The organism is Sphingomonas corticis, from assembly GCF_012035195.1.
Taxonomy (GTDB): domain Bacteria; phylum Pseudomonadota; class Alphaproteobacteria; order Sphingomonadales; family Sphingomonadaceae; genus Sphingomonas; species Sphingomonas corticis.
The window spans coordinates 98874-118342 of record NZ_JAAVJH010000003.1 but is presented as its reverse complement, the minus strand read 5'-3'; the positions used below and the strand labels follow the sequence as shown (position 1 = coordinate 118342).

Below are 19469 nucleotides of genomic sequence, written 5' to 3'. Positions count from 1 at the left end.
CCGGGCCCGTCCCCGGGCCCAGGGCTGCGCGCACCGACCCGGCGTGGGATTGCGGCGCCCTCGATGCCGGGACGAGCCCGACATGACGGACGAGGGGAACGCGGCCCGCCTCACGCCACCGCCTCGCCCTGCCGGTGCCCCTGCTCGATCCGCTCGACCAGCCCGTCCTTGAAGTGGATCACCGTCCGCGCGAACGCCGCCATGTCGGGCTCGTGCGTCACCATCAGCACGGTGATGCCGCTGTCGCGGTTGAGGCCGGTGAGCAATTCCATGATCTCCACCGAGCGCTCGCTATCGAGATTGCCGGTCGGCTCGTCGGCGAGCAGGACGTCGGGACTGGTCACGATCGCGCGTGCGATCGCCACGCGCTGCTGCTGCCCGCCGGACAGTTCCGCCGGCGTGTGGTCCCACCAGCGGTCCAGCCCCACCTTCTCCAGCGCGGCCATGGCGGTGGCACGCCGCGCCTTCTTCTCGTCGCCGCGGTAGAGCAGCGGCAGCTCCACGTTCTCCAGCGCGGTGGTGCGGCTCAAGAGGTTGAACCCCTGAAACACGAAGCCGAGGTAGCGCCGCCGGAGCAGCGCGCGCTGGTCGCGGTCCAGCGTCTCGACGTGGTGGCCGCGGAACAGGAAGGTGCCGCCGCTCGGCACGTCGAGACAGCCCAGGATGTTCATCGTCGTCGACTTGCCCGAGCCCGACGGCCCCATCACCGCGACGAAATCGCCGCCCGCGATGTCGAGGTCGATGCCCTTCAGCGCGCGGAACTGCGTCGCGCCCTCGCCGTAGACCTTGGTCACGCCGCGAAGCGAGATGAGCGGATCAGCCATATCGCGCTACCTTGTGCTCCCGCGGAGGCGGGAACCCAGGGTCATGCCGGACAACGAACGTTGATGCACGGGATCTCGGGCTTTCGCCTTCGCGGGAGCACGGGGAGAAGGCCAGGACGGCGTCACTGACCACCGCCCGCCCCCTGCCGCTGCCGCCGCTGCCCGCCGCCCGAGCCGCCGCCAGCGCCGCCGCCGCCCGCCGCGTCACCCGCGCCCGCCAGCTGCCCGGTGATGACCTGCATCCCCGGCTTCAGCCCGCCCGACAGCACCTCCGTCACCGAACCGTCGGTGTCGCCCGTCGTCACCTGCACCGCCTGCGGCGTTCCGTCCGCGCCCTTCACGTAGACCGTCTGCGTCGCGCCGCGGCCGACCGTCGCCTGTCGCTCCTGCCCCGCGCCGCGCCGCGGGCGGAAGGTGAGCGAACCGGCGATGCCGCCGCCCGCGTCGCCGCCCGCGCCGCTGGTCGGCTTGAAGCGGAACGCGGCGTTGGGCACCAGCAGCACGTTGCGCTTGTCGCTCGTCACGATGTCCGCCGTCGCGGTCATGCCCGGGCGCAGTTCCTCGTTCGGATTGGCGACGGAAAGGTCCGCGGCGTAGGAGACGACCTGCCCCGTCGTGCTGGTCGTGCCGGACGTGCCGCTGCTGCTCGCCGTCGCATTGCTGACGGTCAGGTTGGAGCCGAGGTCGACCCGCGTGATCGCCGCGGGGAAGCGGCGACCGGGGAAGGCATCCACGGTGAACGTCGCCTTCTGGCCCACCTTCACCTCACCCACGTCGGCCTCGTCGATCGCCACCTCCAGCTTCATCGCGCTCAGGTCCTCGGCGATGACGAACAAGGTCGGCGTGTTGAACGAGGCGGCGACGGTCTGGCCCGGGTCCACCTGCCGCGCCAGCACCACGCCGTTGACGGGCGAGCGGATGATCGCGCGCGCGCGCTGCGTCTGCGACTGCGACAGCTGCGCGCGCGCCGCGGTGACGTTCGCCTGCGCCACGCGCAGCGCCGCGACCGCGCGCTGCGCATTGGCGCGACCCGTCTGCAACTCGGTTTCCGACGGCACGCGGCGGTTGGACAGGCGATAGACCTCCTCCAGCCGCGCCAGCTGCGCCTGTGCCTCCGCCACGGTGGCGCGCGCCTGGTTCACCTGCGCCTCGTTCGCGGCGAGCGTCGCCTGACCGGCGCGGATCTGGTCGTCGATCTGCTCGGGATCGATCAGCGCCAGCGGCTGGCCCGCGGTGACGCGGTCGTTCACGTCGACGACCACGCGGGTGACGAGGCCGGAGAGCTGCGAGCCCACCGTCACCTGGTTCGTCGGCGCCAGTTTCCCCGTGGCGGAGACGGTGACGGTCAGGTTGCCGCGTTCCACCGCGCGGGTCGCATATTCGGTCTTCGCCTCGCCGGAGAACAGCCGCCAGGCGAGCAGCGCCAGCAGCACGACGCCGATCGCGACCAGCGGCCATTTCAGCCGCCGCCGCCACGCGGGCACCGGCTTCGCACCGAGGAAGTCGTCCAGGTTCTCGTCGGCCATCAGCGGGTCTCTTTGGCAAAAGTCGGGCGGGTGGCGCCGTTCTCGGGCGCCTCGGGCAGCGCATCGACGTCCCAGCCGCCGCCCAGCGCGCCGAACAGCTGGATCAGCGCGGTGGCGGCATCGCCCCGCGCCTGCGCCGCGCCGTTGCGCGCGGTCAGCAGCGCCGCCTCCTGCTGGCTGAGCGTGGTGAAATCGGTGAGGCCGCTACGATACTGGCTGCGCGCCAGCAGCGCGGCGGCGTCCGCGGCGGTCAGCGCGGTGGCGAACTCGCGCTCGCGGCGGCGCGCGGCGTCCAGCGCGACCAGCGCGTTCTCCACATCCTCCAGCGCGGTAAGGATCGTGCCCTTGTACTGCGCGAAGGCGAGGTCGGCGGCGGCGCGTTGCGAGCGCACCTGGCTCTGCAACCGGCCGCCGTTGAAGATCGCCTGCGTCAGCCCGGCGAACAGCCCGCCGGTGACGGTGTCGAGCAGCCCGCCGATGGCGCCGGCATTGGTGTTGATCCGCCCGGTGAGCGCCAGATTGGGATAGAGCGCCGCCTGCGCCACGCCGATCTGCGCGGTCGCCGCCGCGAGCGCGCGCTCCGCCGCGCGCACGTCCGGCCGGCGGCGCAGCACGTCGGCAGGAATGCCCGCCGCCACGCTCGCCGGACCGTTCGGCACGGGCCGCGGCGCGGCCATCGCCTGCCGCAGCGCGCCCGGCGCCTGCGCGGTCAGCACGCCCAGGCGCGCCACCGCGGCGGCATATTGCTGCTCGATGTTCGGTACGCTCGCCGCGGTCTGCGCCCGCTGCACCCGCGCCTGCTCCTGATCGACCGAGGAAACGAGCCCCGCCTGCACGCGGAAGCCCGCGATCTCCAGGTTCTCGTCCTGCAAGGCGAGGCTGGCGCGCGCGTTGGCGAGCTGCGCCTGGTAGAGGCGCGCCAGCACGTAGTTGCGCGCGACTTCCTGCTCCACCGTCAGCAGCGTGGTGGCATAGTCGTAGCCGCTCGCCTCGTACTGCGCGCGGCTCGCCTCCACGGTGCGGCGCACCTCGCCGAACAGGCCGAGCTGGTATTGCGCGTCGAGGCCCAGCGAGAAGTTGCTGCCTCCACCGCCGCCGACGTTCTGCACCGTGCCGTCGGGCAAGGTGATCGTCTGCCCGCCGCCGCGCAGCGTCTCCGACCGGCTGAACCCGCCCGATCCGTTGACGCTGGGCAGCAGGTCCGCGCGATTCTGCACCAGCGCCTCGCGCGCCTGTCGCAGCCGGGCGGTGGCCTGGTCGAGGTCGAGGTTCGCCGCCGCCGCCTGCTCCACCAGCTGGCCAAGCACGGGATCGTCGAAGCTCGCCCACCAGCGCGTCAGGTCCTGCGGCGTCGGCGCGGCCGGCACCGAATAGCTCCCGGGCACGCCCAGTTCCGCGGCGCTGCGCGGCTTGTAGTCGGGACCGACGGTACAACCGGTGAGAACGAGCGGCACGATGAGGGCGTAGCGACGCGACATGGTGCCTTGTTGCGGCAGCACACCCGCCGCCGTCCAGCGGATTTGTGTCGCAAAGTGTCGCGCGGCAGTCGCTCGATCCACCCGGTGCTGCCGCGCAGGCGGGAGCCCAGGGTCACGAACGATGTCGCCAGCCGCCCTGGGCTCCCACCTGCGCGGGAGCACCGGAAAGCCTGCAGCGCGAACGGCTCTCTGAAGCTATTCCAGCTCCAGGATCACCTGATCCACCTGCAGGCTTTCGCCCGCGGCGGCGTTCACCGTCTTCACCGTCGCGCTCTTCTCCGCGCGCAGGATGTTCTCCATCTTCATCGCCTCGACCACCGCCAGCGCCTGCCCCGCCTCGACGCGGTCGCCCGCCTGCACGTCCAGCCGGACGAGCAGCCCGGGCATCGGCGCGATCAGGAATTTGGAGAGGTCGGGCGGCACCTTCTCCTTCAGGTGCTGCGCGAAGGGCGCCACCCGCGCCGGCAGCACGCGCGCCTTGTGGCTCGCCCCGCGCGCGTTCAGCTCGAATCCGGTGTGCGTGCGGCGCAGCTTCACCGTCAGCGGCTCGCCGTCTTCGTCGACAGGCTCGGCCACCACCACGCGGTCGCCGGGCGTATATTCCATCGCCAGCGGCAGCTCCGCGCCGTCCACCACCAGCGCGTCCGGCGACACGGTGACGGCGTGGTCGGTGCCGCCGATCCGCACCACCCAGTCCGCGGGCGGGCGCAGCCGGCGGCCGAGCTGCCCGTCGATCCGCCGCGCGCGATCCGCCTCCGCCGTCGCGGCGAAGGCGGCGATCCCCGCCAGCGCGCGCACCGTCTCCTCCGACGCGGGCGCGCCGTGGAAGCCGTCGGGATATTCCTCCGCGATGAAGCCCGTCGTGATGTTGCCGGAGCGGAAGCGCGGGTGCTGCATCAGCGCGGAGAGGAAATCGAGGTTGGTGCCCGGCCCCTCGATCTCGAAGGCGTCGAGCGCGGCGACCTGGGCGTCGATCGCCGCCTCGCGCGTCGGCGCCCAGGTGACGAGCTTCGCGATCATCGGATCGTAGAACATCGACACCTCGCCGCCCTCGCGCACGCCGTCGTCGACGCGGATGCGCGCATCGGTGCTTCGAGACGGGGCTTCGGCTGCGCTCAGCCCCTCCTCAGCACGAACGGACCACTTTTTCCGTTCGCCCTGAGGAGCCGCTGAGCCTGTCGAAGCGGCATCTCGAAGGGTTTGCGCCGGCGGCGAGTAGCGCACGAGCCGCCCGATGCTGGGCAGGAAGCCACGGTACGGATCCTCGGCATAGACGCGGTTCTCGACCGACCAGCCATGGATCCTCACGTCCTTCTGCGTGAAATCGAGCTTCTCGCCCGCCGCGACGCGGATCATCTGCTCGACCAGGTCGAGGCCCGTGATCTCCTCCGTCACCGGATGCTCCACCTGCAGCCGGGTGTTCATCTCGAGGAAGTAGAAGCTCTCGCCCGTCGTGTCGGCGCCGCTGACGATCAGCTCGACCGTGCCGGCGCTGTAGTAACCCACCGCCTTGGCCAGCGCGACCGCCTGCTCGCCCATCGCCTTGCGCATCTTGGGCGTGACGAACGGCGACGGCGCCTCCTCCACCACCTTCTGGTGGCGGCGCTGCACGCTGCACTCGCGCTCGTTGAGGTAGACGGTGTTGCCGTGCTGGTCGCCCAGCACCTGGATCTCGATGTGGCGCGGGCTCTCGATGAACTTCTCGATGAAGACGCGGTCGTCGCCGAAACTGGCGAGGCCTTCACGCTTGGTCGCCTCGAACCCCTCGCGCACGTCCTTCTCGCTGTAGGCGAGCCGCATCCCCTTGCCCCCGCCGCCGGCGCTGGCCTTCATCATGACGGGATAGCCGATGTCGGTGGCGATCCTGACGGCCTCGTCGGTGTCGGCGATCTCGCCGAGGAAGCCGGGTACGACGTTGACGCCGGCTTCCTTGGCCAGCTTCTTCGACTCGATCTTGTCGCCCATCGCCGCGATCGCGTTCGGCGGCGGACCGACGAAGGCGATGCCCGCCTCCGCGCAGGCGCGCGCGAAGCTCTCGCGCTCGGACAGGAAGCCGTAGCCGGGATGGATGCAGTCCGCGCCCGTCTCCTTGGCGGCGAGCAGGATCAGCTCCGCCTTCAGATAGCTCTCCGCCGCGGGCGCCGGCCCCAGCCGCACCGCCTCGTCCGCCATCAGCACGTGCGGCGCGCGCGCGTCGGCGTCGGAATAGACCGCGACGGTCGCGATCCCCATCTTCTTCGCCGTGCGGAACACCCGGCACGCGATCTCGCCACGGTTGGCGACCAGGATCTTCTTGAACATCTGTCTTTTCCCTCGTCGCTTCAGGCAGCGTGCGGTGCGGGTGCGCCGCGCAGGAGGCCCTCGGTGCTGAGGTCCTCTTCCACATCCGGCCAGTGGATGCCGAAACCCGCACCCGCCTTCTCCCAACGCGAACGCTGGTCGGGCGTCGCTCTCAGCAGACGCGGATACCAGGCGAGCGGTGCCGAGATGGTCCGTCCATCCATCAGGTCGACGATCACGCTCGCCTCGTCGAAGCGCACGTCGAGAACGCGCTCGTCGGTGATCCTAGCCGAAATGTTCATGCCACGCCTCCAGCAGCGTCTCGCGATGTCCCGCGACCAAGTCGAGGATGCCATTGATCTCGTGCGCCCGGGACCCGCGGCTTTTCGCGACCTCCACCACGTCGAGCCAGATCTTGATCGTCGCCTCGCCACGATCGACGTGGACGTGCGGCGGCTCGTTCGGCTCGTGGCTGTAGAAGTAGAAGCGAAAACGGGCCGATCCGCAGCACCGTCGGCATTATTCCGCCGCCTCGCACGCCCGCATCGGTTCCTCGCCGCGCATCGCCACCACGCCCAGCTTCGCGAGCAATGCCGCGTCGGCGTCGTCGCCGCGGTTGCCGGCAGTCAGCAGCTTGTCGCCGGTGAAGATCGAGTTCGCGCCGGCGAGGAAGCACAGGGCCTGCGTCGCCTCGCTCATGCTCTCGCGCCCCGCGGACAGGCGCACCATCGACAGCGGCATCGTGATCCGCGCCACCGCCACCGTCCGCACGAACTCGATGTCGTCGATCTTCGCCAGCGGCGTGTCGGCCAGCATGTCGCCCAGCACCGTACCCTTCACCGGCACCAGCGCGTTGACCGGCACGCTCTCCGGATGCCGCGGCAGCGTGGCCAGCGCGTGGACGAAGCCGACGCGATCCTCCCGCGTCTCGCCCATGCCGACGATCCCGCCGCAGCACACGTTGATGCCCGCGGCGCGCACGTGCTCCAGCGTCTCCAGCCGCTCGCCGAAGGTGCGCGTGGTGATGACCTCGCCGTAGCGCTCGGGCGAGGTGTCGATGTTGTGGTTGTAATAGTCGAGCCCCGCTTCGGCGAGGGCACGCGCCTGGTGCGGCTGGAGCATCCCCAGCGTCATGCACGTCTCCATCCCCATCGCGCGCACGCCCTTCACCATCTCGACGATGGCGGGCAGGTCGCGGTCCTTGGGATTGCGCCACGCCGCGCCCATGCAGAAGCGCTGCGATCCGGCATCCTTGGCCTGCGCCGCGGATTGCAGCACCGCGCGCACGTCCATCAGCTTCGTCGCCTTGACGCCGCTGTCGGCCGAAACGGATTGCGAGCAATAGCCGCAATCCTCCGGACAGCCGCCGGTCTTGATGGAGAGAAGCGTGCACAATTGCACTTCGCCCGCCGCATGATGCGCGCGGTGGACCTCGGCGGCGCGGAAGACGAGGTCGGTGAACGGCAGGTCGAACAGCGCAGCGATCTCCGCCCGCGTCCAGTCGTTCCTGGTGCCGTCCGTGTTCAACGCTGCCACATCAATCCCTTCAATTGTCTCGTGCGTTCGTCGGTGATCGCGGCCAGGCATTGCGCCCGCGCCATCGGCTGAAGCGACCCGCCGTGGAACTCCGCCGCCGCGATCAGGCAATGCGCGTCGCGGAACTTCAGCCACGCGCGCTGCGCGTTCAGCAGCGCGGCGGCATAGGCGAAGCCGTCCCCGGTCCTCTCGCGCCCCTTCATCCGCGCGTAGGTGCGCTTCCACTGCGCCGTCATCGTCGCATCCGCGCGCTTCCACGCCGCGCCGGCATCGGCATTCATCTGCGCCTGCGTCTGCGCCGCGGCGGGATTGGCGAGGAGGAGGGCCAGTGCCAGTGACGTCATGCCGGCCTTGTGCCGGCATCCAGAGCCAGGAACGCCGGCGCTCGCGGCCCGGGATGCCGGTACAGGCCCGGCGTGACGGAAGTGGGGACGCATCACGCCGCCTCCTCCTCTTCGGGCGGCATGTTGTGGCCCAGCAGCCGCAGCACATCCTCCGCCGCCTTGATGAGGTTCGTGCCGGGGCCGAAGATCGCCTGCACGCCCGCGTCGAACAGCGCCTGATAGTCCTGCGCCGGGATCACCCCGCCCGCGACCACCTTGATATCCGGCCGCCCGGCGTCGCGCAGGTGGCCGATCAGCTCGGGGATCAGCGTCTTGTGCCCGGCGGCCAGGCTGGAGGCGCCGACCACGTCGACTTGCCTGTCCAGCGCCAGCTCGCTCGCCTCCTTCGGCGTCTGGAACAGCGGTCCCGGCACCACCTCGAAGCCCAGGTCGCCGAACATCGAGCTGACCAGGTTCGCCCCCCGATCGTGCCCGTCCTGTCCCATCTTCGCGACGAACATCCGCGGGCGGCGACCCAGCCGCCGCTCCACCGCCTCCACGCCGCGCAGCAATCGCGCCCAGCGCGCATCCTCGCGATACGCCCCGCCGTAGATGCCCTTCACCGGCGTCGGCTGCGTGCCGTAGCGATCGAAGGCGACCTCCATCGCCGCGCTGATCTCGCCCAGCGTCGCGCGCGCGCGGGCGCACTCGACGGCCAGCGCCAGCAGGTTCTCCTTGCCCGCCGCCCCGTCGCGCAGTGCGGCCAGCGCCATCTGGCAGGCGTCCTCGTCCCTCCCCGCCTTCACTCGCTGGATGCGGCGGATCTGCGCCTCGCGCACGGCGTGGTTGTCGACGTCGAGGATCTCGATCGGATCCTCGTTGTCCTTCCGGTACTTGTTGACGCCGACGATCACGTCCTCGCCCCGGTCCACCCGGGCGGCGCGCGCGGCGGAGGCTTCCTCGATCATCGCCTTGGGCCAGCCCGCCGCGACCGCCTTGGCCATGCCGCCCTCGCGCTCCACCCGTTCGATGATCGCCCAGGCCTCGTCCACCAGCCGCTTCGTCAGCGCCTCGACGTAATAGCTGCCGCCCAGCGGATCGACGACGTTGCACATGCCGGTCTCCTCCTGGATCACCAGCTGCGTGTTGCGCGCGATACGGGCGGAGAAATCGGTGGGCAGCGCGATCGCCTCGTCCAGCGCATTGGTGTGCAGGCTCTGCGTGCCCCCCAGCATCGCCGCCATCGCCTCGATCGTGGTACGCACGACGTTGTTGTACGGGTCCTGCTCGGTCAGCGACACGCCGCTGGTCTGGCAATGCGTGCGCAGCATCTTCGACCGCTCGTCCTTCGCACCCAGTTGCGTCATGACGCGGTGCCACAGCACGCGCGCGGCGCGCAGCTTCGCCACCTCCATGAAGAAGTTCATGCCGATCGCGAAGAAGAACGACAGGCGCCCCGCGAACTTGTCGATATCCAGCCCGCTGGCGACGCCGTATTTCACATATTCCATGCCGTCGGCGATGGTGAAGGCCAGCTCCTGCACCTGCGTCGCCCCGGCCTCCTGCATGTGGTAGCCGGAGATGGAGATACTGTTGAACTTCGGCATTTCCGCCGAGGTATAAGCGAAGATGTCGCTGATGATCCGCATCGACGGTTCGGGCGGGTAGATGTACGTGTTGCGGACCATGAACTCCTTCAGAATGTCGTTCTGAATGGTGCCGTCCAGCTTCTCGCGCGAGACGCCCTGCTCCTCGCCGGCGACGATGAAGAAGGCGAGGATGGGGATGACCGCGCCGTTCATCGTCATGCTGACCGACATCTGGTCCAGCGGGATGCCGTCGAACAGGATCTTCATGTCCTCGACACTGTCGATCGCCACGCCGGCCTTGCCGACATCGCCGGTGACGCGCGGATGGTCGCTGTCGTACCCGCGGTGGGTGGCGAGATCGAAGGCGACGGAGAGCCCCTTCTGCCCGGCGGCCAGGTTCCGGCGGTAGAAGGCGTTCGACTCCTCCGCGGTGGAGAAGCCCGCGTACTGCCGGATCGTCCACGGGCGCCCCGCGTACATCGACGCGCGCACCCCGCGTGCGAAGGGGGCGAAGCCGGGCAGCCCCGGCTCCCAGCCGTCCACGTCCGCCGCGGTGTAGAGCGGCTTCACGTCGATCCCCTCCGGCGTGGCCCAGGTGAGGTCCCTGCCCTTCACCTCCTTGTCCGCCGCCTTCGCCCACGCCTCCAGCGAGGGCGCGCCCGCTGCGGGTGCCGCGCCCGCTCTGGGCGCCGCGCCGCTGTCCTCGCCGGTGTTGGTCTCGATCGTGGGTTGGGTCATGGTCCTACATACCAAAAAGCCGTTCGTGCTGAGCGAAGTCGAACGCCACGCGCCTGTGCTTCGACGTCGCTCGGCACGAAGGGGCGTTTACTGGCCCTTGAATTCGGGCTTGCGCTTCTGAAGGAAGCTCAGCCCCCCTTCCCGCGCGTCCTGCGTGCCGCCGGCGATGCGCTGGCCCTCCGCCTCGGCGCGCAGCACCTCGTCGAACGTGCCGTCGAGCGCGGTCATGATGTTGCGGCGCATGGTCGCCAGCGCGACCGTCGGCCCCGCCGCCAGCCGGGTCGCCAGCGCCAGTGCCTCGTCCATCAGCCGGTCGTCGTCGACCGCCTTGTGGATCAGGCCCCAGTCCTCGGCCTGCTCCGCGCCGATCCGCTCGCCCAGCATCATCATGCGTGTCGCGCGCGCCTTGCCGATCGCCCTGGTCAGCAGCCAGGTGGAGCCGCCGTCCGGCACCAGACCGATGTTGACGAACGCCTGGAGGAAATAGGCCGAGCGCCCGGCGAAGACGAAGTCGCCGCTCAACCCGATCGAGCAGCCGACGCCCGCCGCCGGTCCGTTGACCGCGGTGACGACGGGGACGTTCAGCCGCATGATCTGCGAGAGCGCGGGATTGTAGTGGTTCATCAGCGCGCGATGGCTGGCGTCGCCCCCCTTCACCGCGCTGTCGGCGCCGCGCGCCTGAAGGTCCGCGCCCGAGCAGAACGCGCGTCCCGCCCCGGTGATGAGCAAGGCGCGCGCGCCCTGCAAGTCGTACAGCGCGACCGAAAGGTCGTCCGCCATCTGCAACGAGGCGGCGTTCAGTCGCTCGGGACGGTTCAGCGTGACGACGAGCACATCGCCCTTCCGCTCGGTCAGGATCGTCTCGTAATCGGCCATCGTCATCCTCCTCCAGTCCCGTTCGCTTCGAGCGAAGTCGAGAAGCCTGTCCGACCGTGTCTCGACTACGCTCGACACGAATGGGGTGCAGATCAGTGAGCGCCCTTCGGCTCTTCCATCAATTCCACCAGCATCCCGCCGAAATCCTTCGGGTGCACGAAGACGATCGGCGTCCCGTGCGCGCCGATCCGCGGGCTCCCCAGCACCGTCGCGCCGTTCGCCGTCAGGTGCGCGACCGCGGCGTGGATGTCCGGCACCTCGAAACAGACGTGATGCTGCCCACCCGCCGGGTTCTTCTTGAGGAAACCGGCGATCGGCGAGGTTTCGTCATACGGCTCGATCAGCTCGATCTGCGTATTGGGCGCATTGACGAAGCACACCTTCACCCCCTGCGCCGGCAGATCGAACGGCGCGCCGATCGCATCGGCGCCGAGCAACGTGCGATAGGTCTCGACCGACGCCGCGATCGACGGCGTGGCGACGCCGACGTGGTTCAGGCGACCCAGCTTCATTCCTCGATCCTCCGCTGCCGCGCCGCCATCGCCGCGCCCTCGATGACGCCTTCGAGCCGGCTGACGCGATCGCGCAGGTCCGAATGGGCATTCGCCAGTTGCGAGAGCCGCGCGCCCTGATGCTCGACCGTCCTGGTAAGTTCGGCGAGCTTATCCTGGAGCAACAGCACCGTTCGGACCGCCTTGATGGTGTCGGCAAGTGAGCTCATCGTTCCTCGCCCGCGAGAACGGCGTCGACATGGGCATTCGCCTCGTTGATCGCGCTGATCGCCGCGTCGATGTCTTCGATCATTTTCGGCACGGCGACATTCAGTTCGTCCACCAGCAACGAGAGCTCCTCCTCTTCGCTGACGTCGCCCTCCGCCATGTACCGGCTGGTCGCCTCGCGAACGACATGGCCCACCGACATGCCGCTTCCCCGCGCAAAGGCATCCAGCGCCGCCTTGTGTTCGGCTGTGGTCAGGAACGTCACGCGTTCGGTCTGCATCGGGCTTCTCCTTCACATCACCTTATAATGTGCAGGTCGGCCGCTCACAACGGGATGTTGTCATGCTTCTTCCACGGGTTCTCCAGCGCCTTGCCCTTCAGCTTTCGCAGGCCCAGCGCCACGCGGCGGCGGGTGGAATGGGGCAGGATCACCTCGTCGACGAAGCCTTTCGACGCCGCGACGAAGGGGTTGGCGAAACGTGCCTCGTATTCGGCGGTCTTCTCCGCGATCCCTTCCTCGTTCAGCCCGCGAAAGATGATCTCCACCGCGCCCTTCGCGCCCATCACGGCGATCTCCGCGGTCGGCCAGGCGTAGTTGAGGTCGCCGCGCAGGTGTTTGGACGCCATCACGTCATACGCGCCGCCATAGGCCTTGCGCGTGATGACGGTGATCTTCGGCACGGTCGCCTCGGCATAGGCGAACAAGAGCTTCGCGCCGTGCTTGATGATGCCGTTATGCTCCTGCGCGGTGCCGGGCAGGAAGCCGGGAACGTCCACGAACGTCAGGATCGGGATGTCGAAGGCGTCGCAGAAGCGCACGAAACGCGCCGCCTTCTTCGACGAGTTGATGTCGAGCACGCCGGCCAGCACCATCGGCTGATTGGCAACCACGCCCACGGTGCGCCCCTCCACCCGGCCGAAGCCGATGATGATGTTGCCCGCGTGCGCCGGCTGCACTTCGAAGAAGTCGCCCTCGTCCACCACCTTCCGGATCAGCTCGTGCATGTCGTACGGCTGGTTCGCGCTCGCCGGGATCAGCGTGTCGAGGCTCTCGTCCGCGCGGTCCCACGGGTCGTCGGTCGGTCGCTCGGGCACCGCCTCGCGATTGGACAGCGGCAGGAAGTCGATGAAGTCGCGCGCCGCCAGCAGCGCCTCGATATCGTCCTCGAACGCGACGTCGGCGACGCTGGTCTTCGTCGTGTGCGTGACGGCGCCGCCCAGCGCCTCCTGCGTGACGACCTCGTTCGTCACCGTCTTCACCACGTCGGGCCCGGTGACGAACATGTAGCTGGAATCCTTCACCATGAAGATGAAGTCGGTCATCGCCGGCGAGTACACCGCCCCGCCCGCGCATGGCCCCATGATGAGGCTGAGCTGCGGCACCACGCCCGATGCCAGCACGTTGCGCTGGAACACCTCGGCATAGCCGCCGAGCGAGGCGACGCCTTCCTGGATGCGCGCGCCGCCCGAATCGTTCAGGCCGATCACGGGTGCGCCGACCTTCATCGCCATGTCCATGATCTTGCAGATCTTCTGCGCGTGCCGCTCCGACAGGCTGCCACCGAAAACGGTGAAGTCCTGCGAGAAGACGAAGACGAGCCGGCCGTTGATCGTGCCCGACCCCGTCACCACGCCGTCGCCGGGGATCACCTGGTCCGGCATGCCGAAATCGACGCAATTGTGCTCGACGTACATGTCGAGCTCTTCGAAACTGCCCTCGTCCAGCAGCACGTCCAGCCGCTCGCGCGCCGTCAGCTTGCCCTTGGCGTGCTGCGCGTTGATCCGCTTCTGCCCGCCGCCCACCCGCGCCGCCTCGCGCTTCCTCTCCAGTTCGGCGATCGTCGAGGACATGCATCTCTCCTGCGTGGACGCCCCTTCCTGCCGCGCGCCCGCGCCGGGGGCAAATGCGAAGTTGCGAACTTGCGAAGGCAGGATTTGCGAACTACTCTTGCCGAAAAAGGATAGATCGTGAAGCCACGCCTCTACGCCGGCCGCTCCCTGCGCGACCTGCGACGCGCCGCGGGGCTGAACCAGCGCGCCATGGCGGCACGGCTGGGCCTGTCGGTCAGCTACCTTTCGCAGCTGGAGACCGACGAGCGCCCGCTCACCCCCGCCGTCGGCGCGGCGCTGGCGCGCCACTATCCGCAGGTGCTCGCCGCGATCGAGGGCGAGGCGCCCGCCCGCCGCCTCGCCGCGCTGGCGGACGCGCTGGCCGATCCCACGCTTCCCCCGGTCGCGCCGGAAGAGGCGTCGCGACTGGCGGAGGAACATCCCGATCTTGCCGACCGCCTGGTCGCGCTCCACGCCGCGCGCCGCGCGGCGGAGGAGCGGCTGGCGCTCGCCGAAGAGGCGTTCACCGCCGGCGCGGGCGCGCGGCTGCCGTGGGAAGCGGTGCGCGACTGGTTCCACGAAGCGGGCAATTACGTCGACGTGCTCGATCGCGCGGCGGAGCGGCTGTGCCACGACGGCGAGGCGGGAGGGCGGAGCGTGGAGGACGCGCTCGCCGCCCGCGGCATCGCCGTCGCGCTCGACCCGCGCGAGGACGCGCCGCTCGCCCGTTTTGAGGCCGGGCTGCTGACGCTCAACGCCGCCGCCCCGGCGGAGACGCGCCGCTTCCTCGCCGCGCACCGCCTCGCCGCCACCGCCTTCGCGCGCGAGATCGCCGCGATCACCGCCGCCGCCGAACTGCCGGGGGAGGAGGCGCGACGGCTGCTCGCCATCGGGCTCGCCAATTATGCGGCGGGCGCGCTGCTGATGCCCTATGCCGATTTCCGCGCCGCGGCGCGCGCGATGCGCCACGACATCGACCGCCTGTCGCGCCGCTTCGGCGTCAGCTTCGAACAATGCTGCCACCGCCTCTCCACGCTCCAGCGGCCGGGCGAGGAAGGCGTGCCCTTCTATTTCTGCCGCGTCGACATGGCGGGCAACATCACCAAGCGCCACTCGGCGACGCGGCTGCGCTTCGCCCGGTTCGGCGGCGCCTGCCCGCTGTGGCACGTGCACGAGGCGGTGGCGAACGCGGACCGCATCCTCGTCCAGCACGCGGAGACGCCGGACGGCGCGCGCTACGTCTCGATGGCGAAGGGGCTGGTGAAGCCGTCCGGCCGGTTCGACCGGCTGGCGCGCCGCTACGCCGTGGTGCTGGGGTGCGAGGCGATCCACGCCGCCGACTTCGTCTACGCCGACGCGATCGACCGCGGCGCGAGCGGCGCGGGGGCGCCGACGCCGATCGGCATTTCCTGCCGCCTGTGCCCCCGCGCCGACTGCGACCAGCGCGCCTTTCCGCCCAGCGACCGCACCATCGCGGTGGATCCGGACATCAGGCGCGTGGTGCCCTATCGCGTGTTGTGACGCTTGTGCTCAGTGCGCGAACGCCACGTCCCAGATGTATCCGGCGATGTTGACCCCGTCGAGGTTCAGGTAGGTGATGTGCCCACCCGCCCCGACCGTCACCAGCCCCACCCGCGCCTTGCCGGCGCAATGGATGAACGTCTCCGTGCGCGACAGCCCGCTCAGCTGGCCGCGCACCGGCGCGCCGGTGCAGCGGTTGATCGTCGCCCAGGACGCGAAGCTGGTTCGAGCGCTTTGAAAGCCCAGCAGCGGGTTGCCGCCGTAGGGCGCCAGCAGATCGAGCAGACCGTGGAAGGACGTGATGCCGATCGGCCGCGAGGGGCGGCACCGTTCGGGCTGGTTCAGCATCTGCGACGCCCCCGCCGCGGCGCGGAACACGTCGGCGGCATCGCACGCCGCGCGCATCGCCATCGACCAGCCGTTGGACAGGCCGCTGGCATAGACGCGATCGCCCGCGATATTGGCCTGCCCCTTCATCGTATCCACCAGCGCGCGCAGGAAACCGACGTCGTCGACGTTGTTCTCCATCGACTTGCCGCAGCAGTTGAAGCCGTTCCAGCTATTGTCCTGGCCCTGCGGCCACACCGCGATGAAGCCGCGCTGGTCGGATTGCTGGAACTGCCCCGACACGAACCGCTGCTCGCCCGGATTGGAGCCCCAGCCGTGCATGTCGATCAGCAGCGGCACCGGCGTGGCGCCGGTATAGTCGCGCGGCACATGAACCAGGTAAGTCCGCTTCGTGCCGCGAAAATCCAGCGTCAGCTGGTGGTCCCCCGGGGTCAGGCACGTCGTCCGGCACGGCGCGGCGCCGCTTTTCGCGGTGGATGCCGCGGTGGGGGCGGGTGCCTGGGCCGCGACCGGCACCGACATCGCCAGCGCCATGCCCGCCGCGACCGGCACCGCGGCCGCCGTGATCCAGCGCCGCCCCGCGTGTCTCCGCCCAAACCTTCGCGCCATGGTCCTCTCCTCCTCGTCGTTATCGTTGCTCGCCGTCCGCAGCCGTCGCCGTGTCCTCCAGCCGTCGTCCGCGCAGTTCCGCCTCCCACGACGCGCGATGCGGCTGCGTGGCGGCGGAGCGGGGCTGGGTCATCTGCGCGGGCAGCGGACGCAACGTGCCGTCCTCCGCGATCTCCGCGAGCAGGTCGGCCCGCGGGGCGAAGCGCGGCGTGGCGGCATCCTGCAGGCGTGGTGTCGGAGCGGCCCGCTCCGGCGCCGCAGCCGGCGCGGTCTGCACGGGGGACGGACCGGGGTCGCCGCGCACCACCGTCACGCCCGCGGGCGGATCGGCGGCCGGCCGGTCGCAGCCGGCCGACGCGGCCGCGATGCCGGCGAGCAGGGCCATCAAGCGGGCGCGCGGCAGCTGGCCGTGCGGAACGCCGGTCATCGCATCTCTCCCATGCGGCGACGTCCGCATCTTCGGACGTTCGCCTTGCCGGCACCATGTCACGATCGGACATGGCACACAATACCGCTTCGTATCGACTTTCCGGCGGCACGGTTGAAGCGGCGGTTGCGGCGTGGAAGAAGGCGGGCATGAACCGTCGCCAGCGCACCCGCCCTACCCGCACGGACACCATCGCGCGGGTGCTGGACGGCGCCGCCGAGGCCTTCGCGGAGCGCGGCTTCCATGGTGCGTCGATCGACGACATCTGCGGGCGCGCCGGCCTGACGCGCGGCGCCTTCCATTCCAGCTTCCGTTCGAAGGAGGACCTGTTCCTCGCGCTCTACGACCGGATGGTGCAGCGCCTGCGCGAGCGGCTGGGGGAGATCGTGGTGCGGGTGGACGCGGCCGGCGGCACGATGGCGGATTTCTTCGCGGAGATCATGCGCGCCGATCCGATCGACCGGAACTGGTTCCTGCTCCAGGCCGAATTCACCCTGTACGCCGTGCGCCAGCCGAGCGTCGCTCCTCTGCTCGCCGCGCATCGCGCCGCGTTCCTGGCGACGCTGACGGACGCGCTACACACGATCCTGCAACGCCACGGGCGCGTGCCGCGGTTCGACGACGGCCGGCTCGCCCGCCTGCTGTTCGCGATCTACGACGGCAATCTTGGCCAGCACCACGTCGAGCCGGACGCGATCCGCCCGGGCGAGCTGATGGCGGTCTTCGGCGAGCCGTTGCTCCACGCGCTGACGCGCTCCGCCTGATCGCACGTCGCCTTCCGCGCCGCCCGGCTCCCTTGTCACCTCCGCTCGCGCGGGGCATCACGCCGCGATCAAGGAGCGCGCGCCATGTCCGAACCCGCCGACCGCTATCCCGTCCCCGCCGAATGGGCCGCGAAGGCGAAGGTCGATGCCGCCGGCTACGACGCGCTCTACGCGCGCAGCGTGGCGGAGCCCGACGCCTTCTGGCTGGAGCAGGCCGGGCGGCTGGACTGGATCGCGGCACCGACTGAGGCGGGCGACTGGTCGTTCGAGCAGGCGGACTTCCGCATCCGCTGGTTCTCCGACGGCACGCTGAACGCCAGCGTCAATTGCATCGACCGCCACCTGACCGAGCGCGGCGACCAGGCGGCGATCGTGTGGGAGCCGGACGCGCCGGGCGAGGAGCCGCGCCGCTTCACCTATCGACAGCTGCACGCGGAGGTGTGCCGCTTCGCGAACGTGCTGAAGGCGCAGGGCGTGGCGAAGGGCGACCGCGTCACCATCTACCTGCCGATGATTCCCGAGGCGGCGTTCGCGCTGCTCGCCTGCGCGCGGATCGGTGCGGTTCACTCGGTGGTGTTCGGCGGCTTCTCCGCCGACGCGCTCGCCGGGCGCATCGCCGATTGCGACAGCAAGCTGGTGGTCACCGCGGACGAGGGCCGGCGCGGCGGCAGGCGCGTACCGCTGAAGGCCTGCGTCGACGAAGCGGCGAAAAGCACGCCCGGCCTCGAGCGGGTAATCGTGGTGAAGGCGACCGGTGCCGACGTGGCGATGGGCGAGCGCGACGTGTGGTATCACGACGCCGCGGCGCAGGTGGACGCGGATTGCGCGCCCGAACCGATGAATGCGGAGGACCCGCTGTTCATCCTCTACACTTCCGGTTCGACCGGCAAGCCCAAGGGCGTGCTGCACACCACCGGCGGCTATCTGCTCTACGCCAGCTACACGCACGACCTGGTCTTCGACTACCGGCCCGGCGACATGTGGTGGTGCGCCGCCGACATCGGCTGGGTCACCGGGCATACGTACATCGTCTACGGTCCGCTGGCGAACGGTGCGACGACGCTGATGTACGAGGGGCTGCCCAACTGGCCCGACGCCGGCCGCATCTGGCAGGTGGTGGACCGGCACCGCGTCCACACGCTGTTCACCGCACCCACCGCGTTGCGCGCGCTGATGAAGGAGGGCGACGCCCCGGTGCGGATGACCGACCGCTCGTCGCTGCAACTGCTCGGCACGGTGGGCGAGCCGATCAACCCGGAGGCGTGGCGCTGGTACCACGAGGTGGTCGGCGAGGGACGCTGCCCGATCGTCGACACCTGGTGGCAGACGGAGACCGGCGGCGCGCTGATCGCCCCGCTGCCCGGCGCCACCGCGCTGAAGCCCGGCTCCGCGACGACGCCCCTGCCCGGCGTCCGCCCGCAGCTGCTGGACGAGAACGGCACGGTGCTGGAGGGCGCGACGAGCGGCAACCTGGTCATCACGCACAGCTGGCCGGGGCAGATGCGCACCGTCTACGGCGACCACGACCGCTTCTTCCAAACGTACTTCACCACCTACCGCGGCAAGTATTTCACCGGCGACGGCTGCCGCCGGGACGAGGACGGCTATTACTGGATCACGGGCCGCGTCGACGACGTCATCAACGTCAGCGGGCACCGCATGGGCACCGCGGAAGTGGAGAGCGCGCTGGTGCTGCACCCCGCGGTTGCGGAGGCGGCGGTGGTGGGGATGCCGCACGAGGTGAAGGGCCAGGGCATCTACGCCTATGTCACGCTCAACTCGGGCGAGACCGCGTCGGACGAGCTGGCGGCGACGCTGAAGGCGTGGGTGAGAAAGGAGATCGGGCCGATCGCCACGCCCGACGCGATCCAGTTCGCGCCGGGACTGCCGAAGACGCGCTCCGGCAAGATCATGCGGCGCATTCTTCGCAAGATCGCGGAGGGCGACACGGGCACGCTGGGCGACACGTCGACCCTCGCCGACCCCAGCGTGGTGGACGATCTGGTCGCCCATCGCGTCGGTTGACCGGCGGAATGCCCCGACAAGTCTCAAAAGGATGCCTTAACCTGCGTGGGGTATTG

At 70.0% G+C, this 19469-nt stretch carries 18 protein-coding genes and 1 pseudogene; 3 read left to right on the top strand and 16 right to left on the bottom strand.

What is annotated here, in order from left to right:
• Positions 1–110: 110 nt before the first annotated feature.
• From HBH26_RS05650 to HBH26_RS05585, 14 genes and pseudogenes are all read right to left on the bottom strand, one after another.
• Positions 111–824, bottom strand: a complete 714-nt coding sequence (locus HBH26_RS05650) for an ABC transporter ATP-binding protein (RefSeq protein ID WP_168133640.1) — start codon at positions 822–824, stop codon at positions 111–113.
• Positions 825–946: 122 nt separating this feature from the next.
• Entirely contained in the window at positions 947–2350 is a 1404-nt protein-coding gene (locus HBH26_RS05645) for an efflux RND transporter periplasmic adaptor subunit (protein WP_168133639.1), read from the bottom strand.
• Positions 2350–3828, bottom strand: a complete 1479-nt coding sequence (locus HBH26_RS05640; protein ID WP_168133638.1) for an efflux transporter outer membrane subunit — start codon at positions 3826–3828, stop codon at positions 2350–2352. The genes HBH26_RS05645 and HBH26_RS05640 overlap by 1 nt, the downstream gene beginning before the upstream one ends.
• A gap of 195 nt (positions 3829–4023) precedes the next feature.
• Positions 4024–6129 (bottom strand): acetyl-CoA carboxylase biotin carboxylase subunit, encoded by a 2106-nt coding sequence (locus HBH26_RS05635; protein WP_168133637.1) that lies wholly within the window; start codon positions 6127–6129, stop codon positions 4024–4026.
• Positions 6130–6149: 20 nt separating this feature from the next.
• The gene (locus HBH26_RS05630) at positions 6150–6410 is read right to left on the bottom strand and encodes a DUF2442 domain-containing protein (protein WP_168133636.1); all 261 of its coding nucleotides are present in this window, start codon (positions 6408–6410) and stop codon (positions 6150–6152) included.
• Positions 6394–6540, bottom strand: a pseudogene (locus HBH26_RS20615) (DUF4160 domain-containing protein); the annotation flags it as partial. The pseudogene HBH26_RS20615 and the gene HBH26_RS05630, both read right to left, overlap by 17 nt.
• Before the next feature lie 87 nt (positions 6541–6627).
• Positions 6628–7695, bottom strand: a complete 1068-nt coding sequence (bioB, locus tag HBH26_RS05620) for a biotin synthase BioB (RefSeq protein ID WP_168133635.1) — start codon at positions 7693–7695, stop codon at positions 6628–6630.
• Positions 7632–7988 (bottom strand): lysozyme inhibitor LprI family protein, encoded by a 357-nt coding sequence (locus tag HBH26_RS05615; RefSeq protein ID WP_168133634.1) that lies wholly within the window; start codon positions 7986–7988, stop codon positions 7632–7634. The genes bioB and HBH26_RS05615 overlap by 64 nt, the downstream gene beginning before the upstream one ends.
• A gap of 92 nt (positions 7989–8080) precedes the next feature.
• Positions 8081–10294 carry a methylmalonyl-CoA mutase gene (gene scpA / locus HBH26_RS05610; protein ID WP_168133633.1) on the bottom strand — a complete coding sequence of 738 codons (2214 nt, stop codon included), beginning with the start codon at positions 10292–10294 and terminating at the stop codon, positions 8081–8083.
• Between the two features lie 87 nt (positions 10295–10381).
• Positions 10382–11170, bottom strand: coding sequence for an enoyl-CoA hydratase-related protein (locus tag HBH26_RS05605; protein WP_168133632.1), 789 nt, complete (start codon positions 11168–11170; stop codon positions 10382–10384).
• Between the two features lie 92 nt (positions 11171–11262).
• Positions 11263–11682 carry a methylmalonyl-CoA epimerase gene (mce, locus tag HBH26_RS05600; RefSeq protein ID WP_168133631.1) on the bottom strand — a complete coding sequence of 140 codons (420 nt, stop codon included), beginning with the start codon at positions 11680–11682 and terminating at the stop codon, positions 11263–11265.
• Positions 11679–11891 (bottom strand): hypothetical protein, encoded by a 213-nt coding sequence (locus HBH26_RS05595; RefSeq protein ID WP_168133630.1) that lies wholly within the window; start codon positions 11889–11891, stop codon positions 11679–11681. The genes mce and HBH26_RS05595 overlap by 4 nt, the downstream gene beginning before the upstream one ends.
• Positions 11888–12169 (bottom strand): hypothetical protein, encoded by a 282-nt coding sequence (locus tag HBH26_RS05590; RefSeq protein ID WP_168133629.1) that lies wholly within the window; start codon positions 12167–12169, stop codon positions 11888–11890. Before HBH26_RS05590 ends, HBH26_RS05595 begins: the two co-directional genes overlap by 4 nt.
• 44 nt (positions 12170–12213) lie before the next feature.
• Complete coding sequence (locus tag HBH26_RS05585; protein ID WP_168133628.1) at positions 12214–13740, bottom strand: acyl-CoA carboxylase subunit beta; 1527 nt, start codon at positions 13738–13740, stop codon at positions 12214–12216.
• Positions 13741–13854: 114 nt separating this feature from the next.
• Here HBH26_RS05585 and HBH26_RS05580 point away from each other — a divergent pair, with 114 nt between their 5' ends.
• The gene (locus HBH26_RS05580) at positions 13855–15240 is read left to right on the top strand and encodes a short-chain fatty acyl-CoA regulator family protein (protein ID WP_168133914.1); all 1386 of its coding nucleotides are present in this window, start codon (positions 13855–13857) and stop codon (positions 15238–15240) included.
• A gap of 9 nt (positions 15241–15249) precedes the next feature.
• Here the strand turns inward: HBH26_RS05580 and HBH26_RS05575 are convergent, their stop codons facing one another.
• Positions 15250–16197 (bottom strand): CE1 family esterase, encoded by a 948-nt coding sequence (locus HBH26_RS05575; protein WP_168133627.1) that lies wholly within the window; start codon positions 16195–16197, stop codon positions 15250–15252.
• Between the two features lie 19 nt (positions 16198–16216).
• Positions 16217–16624 carry a hypothetical protein gene (locus tag HBH26_RS05570; RefSeq protein WP_168133626.1) on the bottom strand — a complete coding sequence of 136 codons (408 nt, stop codon included), beginning with the start codon at positions 16622–16624 and terminating at the stop codon, positions 16217–16219.
• A gap of 71 nt (positions 16625–16695) precedes the next feature.
• Between HBH26_RS05570 and HBH26_RS05565 the strand changes: the two genes are divergently transcribed.
• Complete coding sequence (locus tag HBH26_RS05565; RefSeq protein ID WP_168133625.1) at positions 16696–17388, top strand: TetR/AcrR family transcriptional regulator; 693 nt, start codon at positions 16696–16698, stop codon at positions 17386–17388.
• A gap of 84 nt (positions 17389–17472) precedes the next feature.
• On the top strand, positions 17473–19413 hold the full coding sequence (gene acs, locus HBH26_RS05560) for an acetate--CoA ligase (protein WP_168133624.1): 1941 nt from the start codon (positions 17473–17475) through the stop codon (positions 19411–19413).
• Positions 19414–19469: the final 56 nt, after the last annotated feature.

What these genes read in the sequence shown, in the direction of transcription:
- HBH26_RS05615 (WP_168133634.1), bottom strand. Translation starts at nt 7,988, where the DNA reads ATGACGTCACTGGCACTGGCCCTCCTCCTCGCCAATCCCGCCGCGGCG.
- HBH26_RS05635 (WP_168133637.1), bottom strand. Translation starts at nt 6,129, where the DNA reads ATGTTCAAGAAGATCCTGGTCGCCAACCGTGGCGAGATCGCGTGCCGG.
- bioB (WP_168133635.1), bottom strand. Translation starts at nt 7,695, where the DNA reads ATGCCTGGCCGCGATCACCGACGAACGCACGAGACAATTGAAGGGATT.
- HBH26_RS05585 (WP_168133628.1), bottom strand. Translation starts at nt 13,740, where the DNA reads ATGTCCTCGACGATCGCCGAACTGGAGAGGAAGCGCGAGGCGGCGCGG.
- HBH26_RS05570 (WP_168133626.1), bottom strand. Translation starts at nt 16,624, where the DNA reads ATGACCGGCGTTCCGCACGGCCAGCTGCCGCGCGCCCGCTTGATGGCC.
- HBH26_RS05565 (WP_168133625.1), top strand. Translation starts at nt 16,696, where the DNA reads ATGGCACACAATACCGCTTCGTATCGACTTTCCGGCGGCACGGTTGAA.
- HBH26_RS05575 (WP_168133627.1), bottom strand. Translation starts at nt 16,197, where the DNA reads ATGGCGCGAAGGTTTGGGCGGAGACACGCGGGGCGGCGCTGGATCACG.
- HBH26_RS05630 (WP_168133636.1), bottom strand. Translation starts at nt 6,410, where the DNA reads ATGAACATTTCGGCTAGGATCACCGACGAGCGCGTTCTCGACGTGCGC.
- scpA (WP_168133633.1), bottom strand. Translation starts at nt 10,294, where the DNA reads ATGACCCAACCCACGATCGAGACCAACACCGGCGAGGACAGCGGCGCG.
- acs (WP_168133624.1), top strand. Translation starts at nt 17,473, where the DNA reads ATGTCCGAACCCGCCGACCGCTATCCCGTCCCCGCCGAATGGGCCGCG.
- HBH26_RS05605 (WP_168133632.1), bottom strand. Translation starts at nt 11,170, where the DNA reads ATGGCCGATTACGAGACGATCCTGACCGAGCGGAAGGGCGATGTGCTC.
- HBH26_RS05640 (WP_168133638.1), bottom strand. Translation starts at nt 3,828, where the DNA reads ATGTCGCGTCGCTACGCCCTCATCGTGCCGCTCGTTCTCACCGGTTGT.
- HBH26_RS05590 (WP_168133629.1), bottom strand. Translation starts at nt 12,169, where the DNA reads ATGCAGACCGAACGCGTGACGTTCCTGACCACAGCCGAACACAAGGCG.
- HBH26_RS05650 (WP_168133640.1), bottom strand. Translation starts at nt 824, where the DNA reads ATGGCTGATCCGCTCATCTCGCTTCGCGGCGTGACCAAGGTCTACGGC.
- mce (WP_168133631.1), bottom strand. Translation starts at nt 11,682, where the DNA reads ATGAAGCTGGGTCGCCTGAACCACGTCGGCGTCGCCACGCCGTCGATC.
- HBH26_RS05595 (WP_168133630.1), bottom strand. Translation starts at nt 11,891, where the DNA reads ATGAGCTCACTTGCCGACACCATCAAGGCGGTCCGAACGGTGCTGTTG.
- HBH26_RS05645 (WP_168133639.1), bottom strand. Translation starts at nt 2,350, where the DNA reads ATGGCCGACGAGAACCTGGACGACTTCCTCGGTGCGAAGCCGGTGCCC.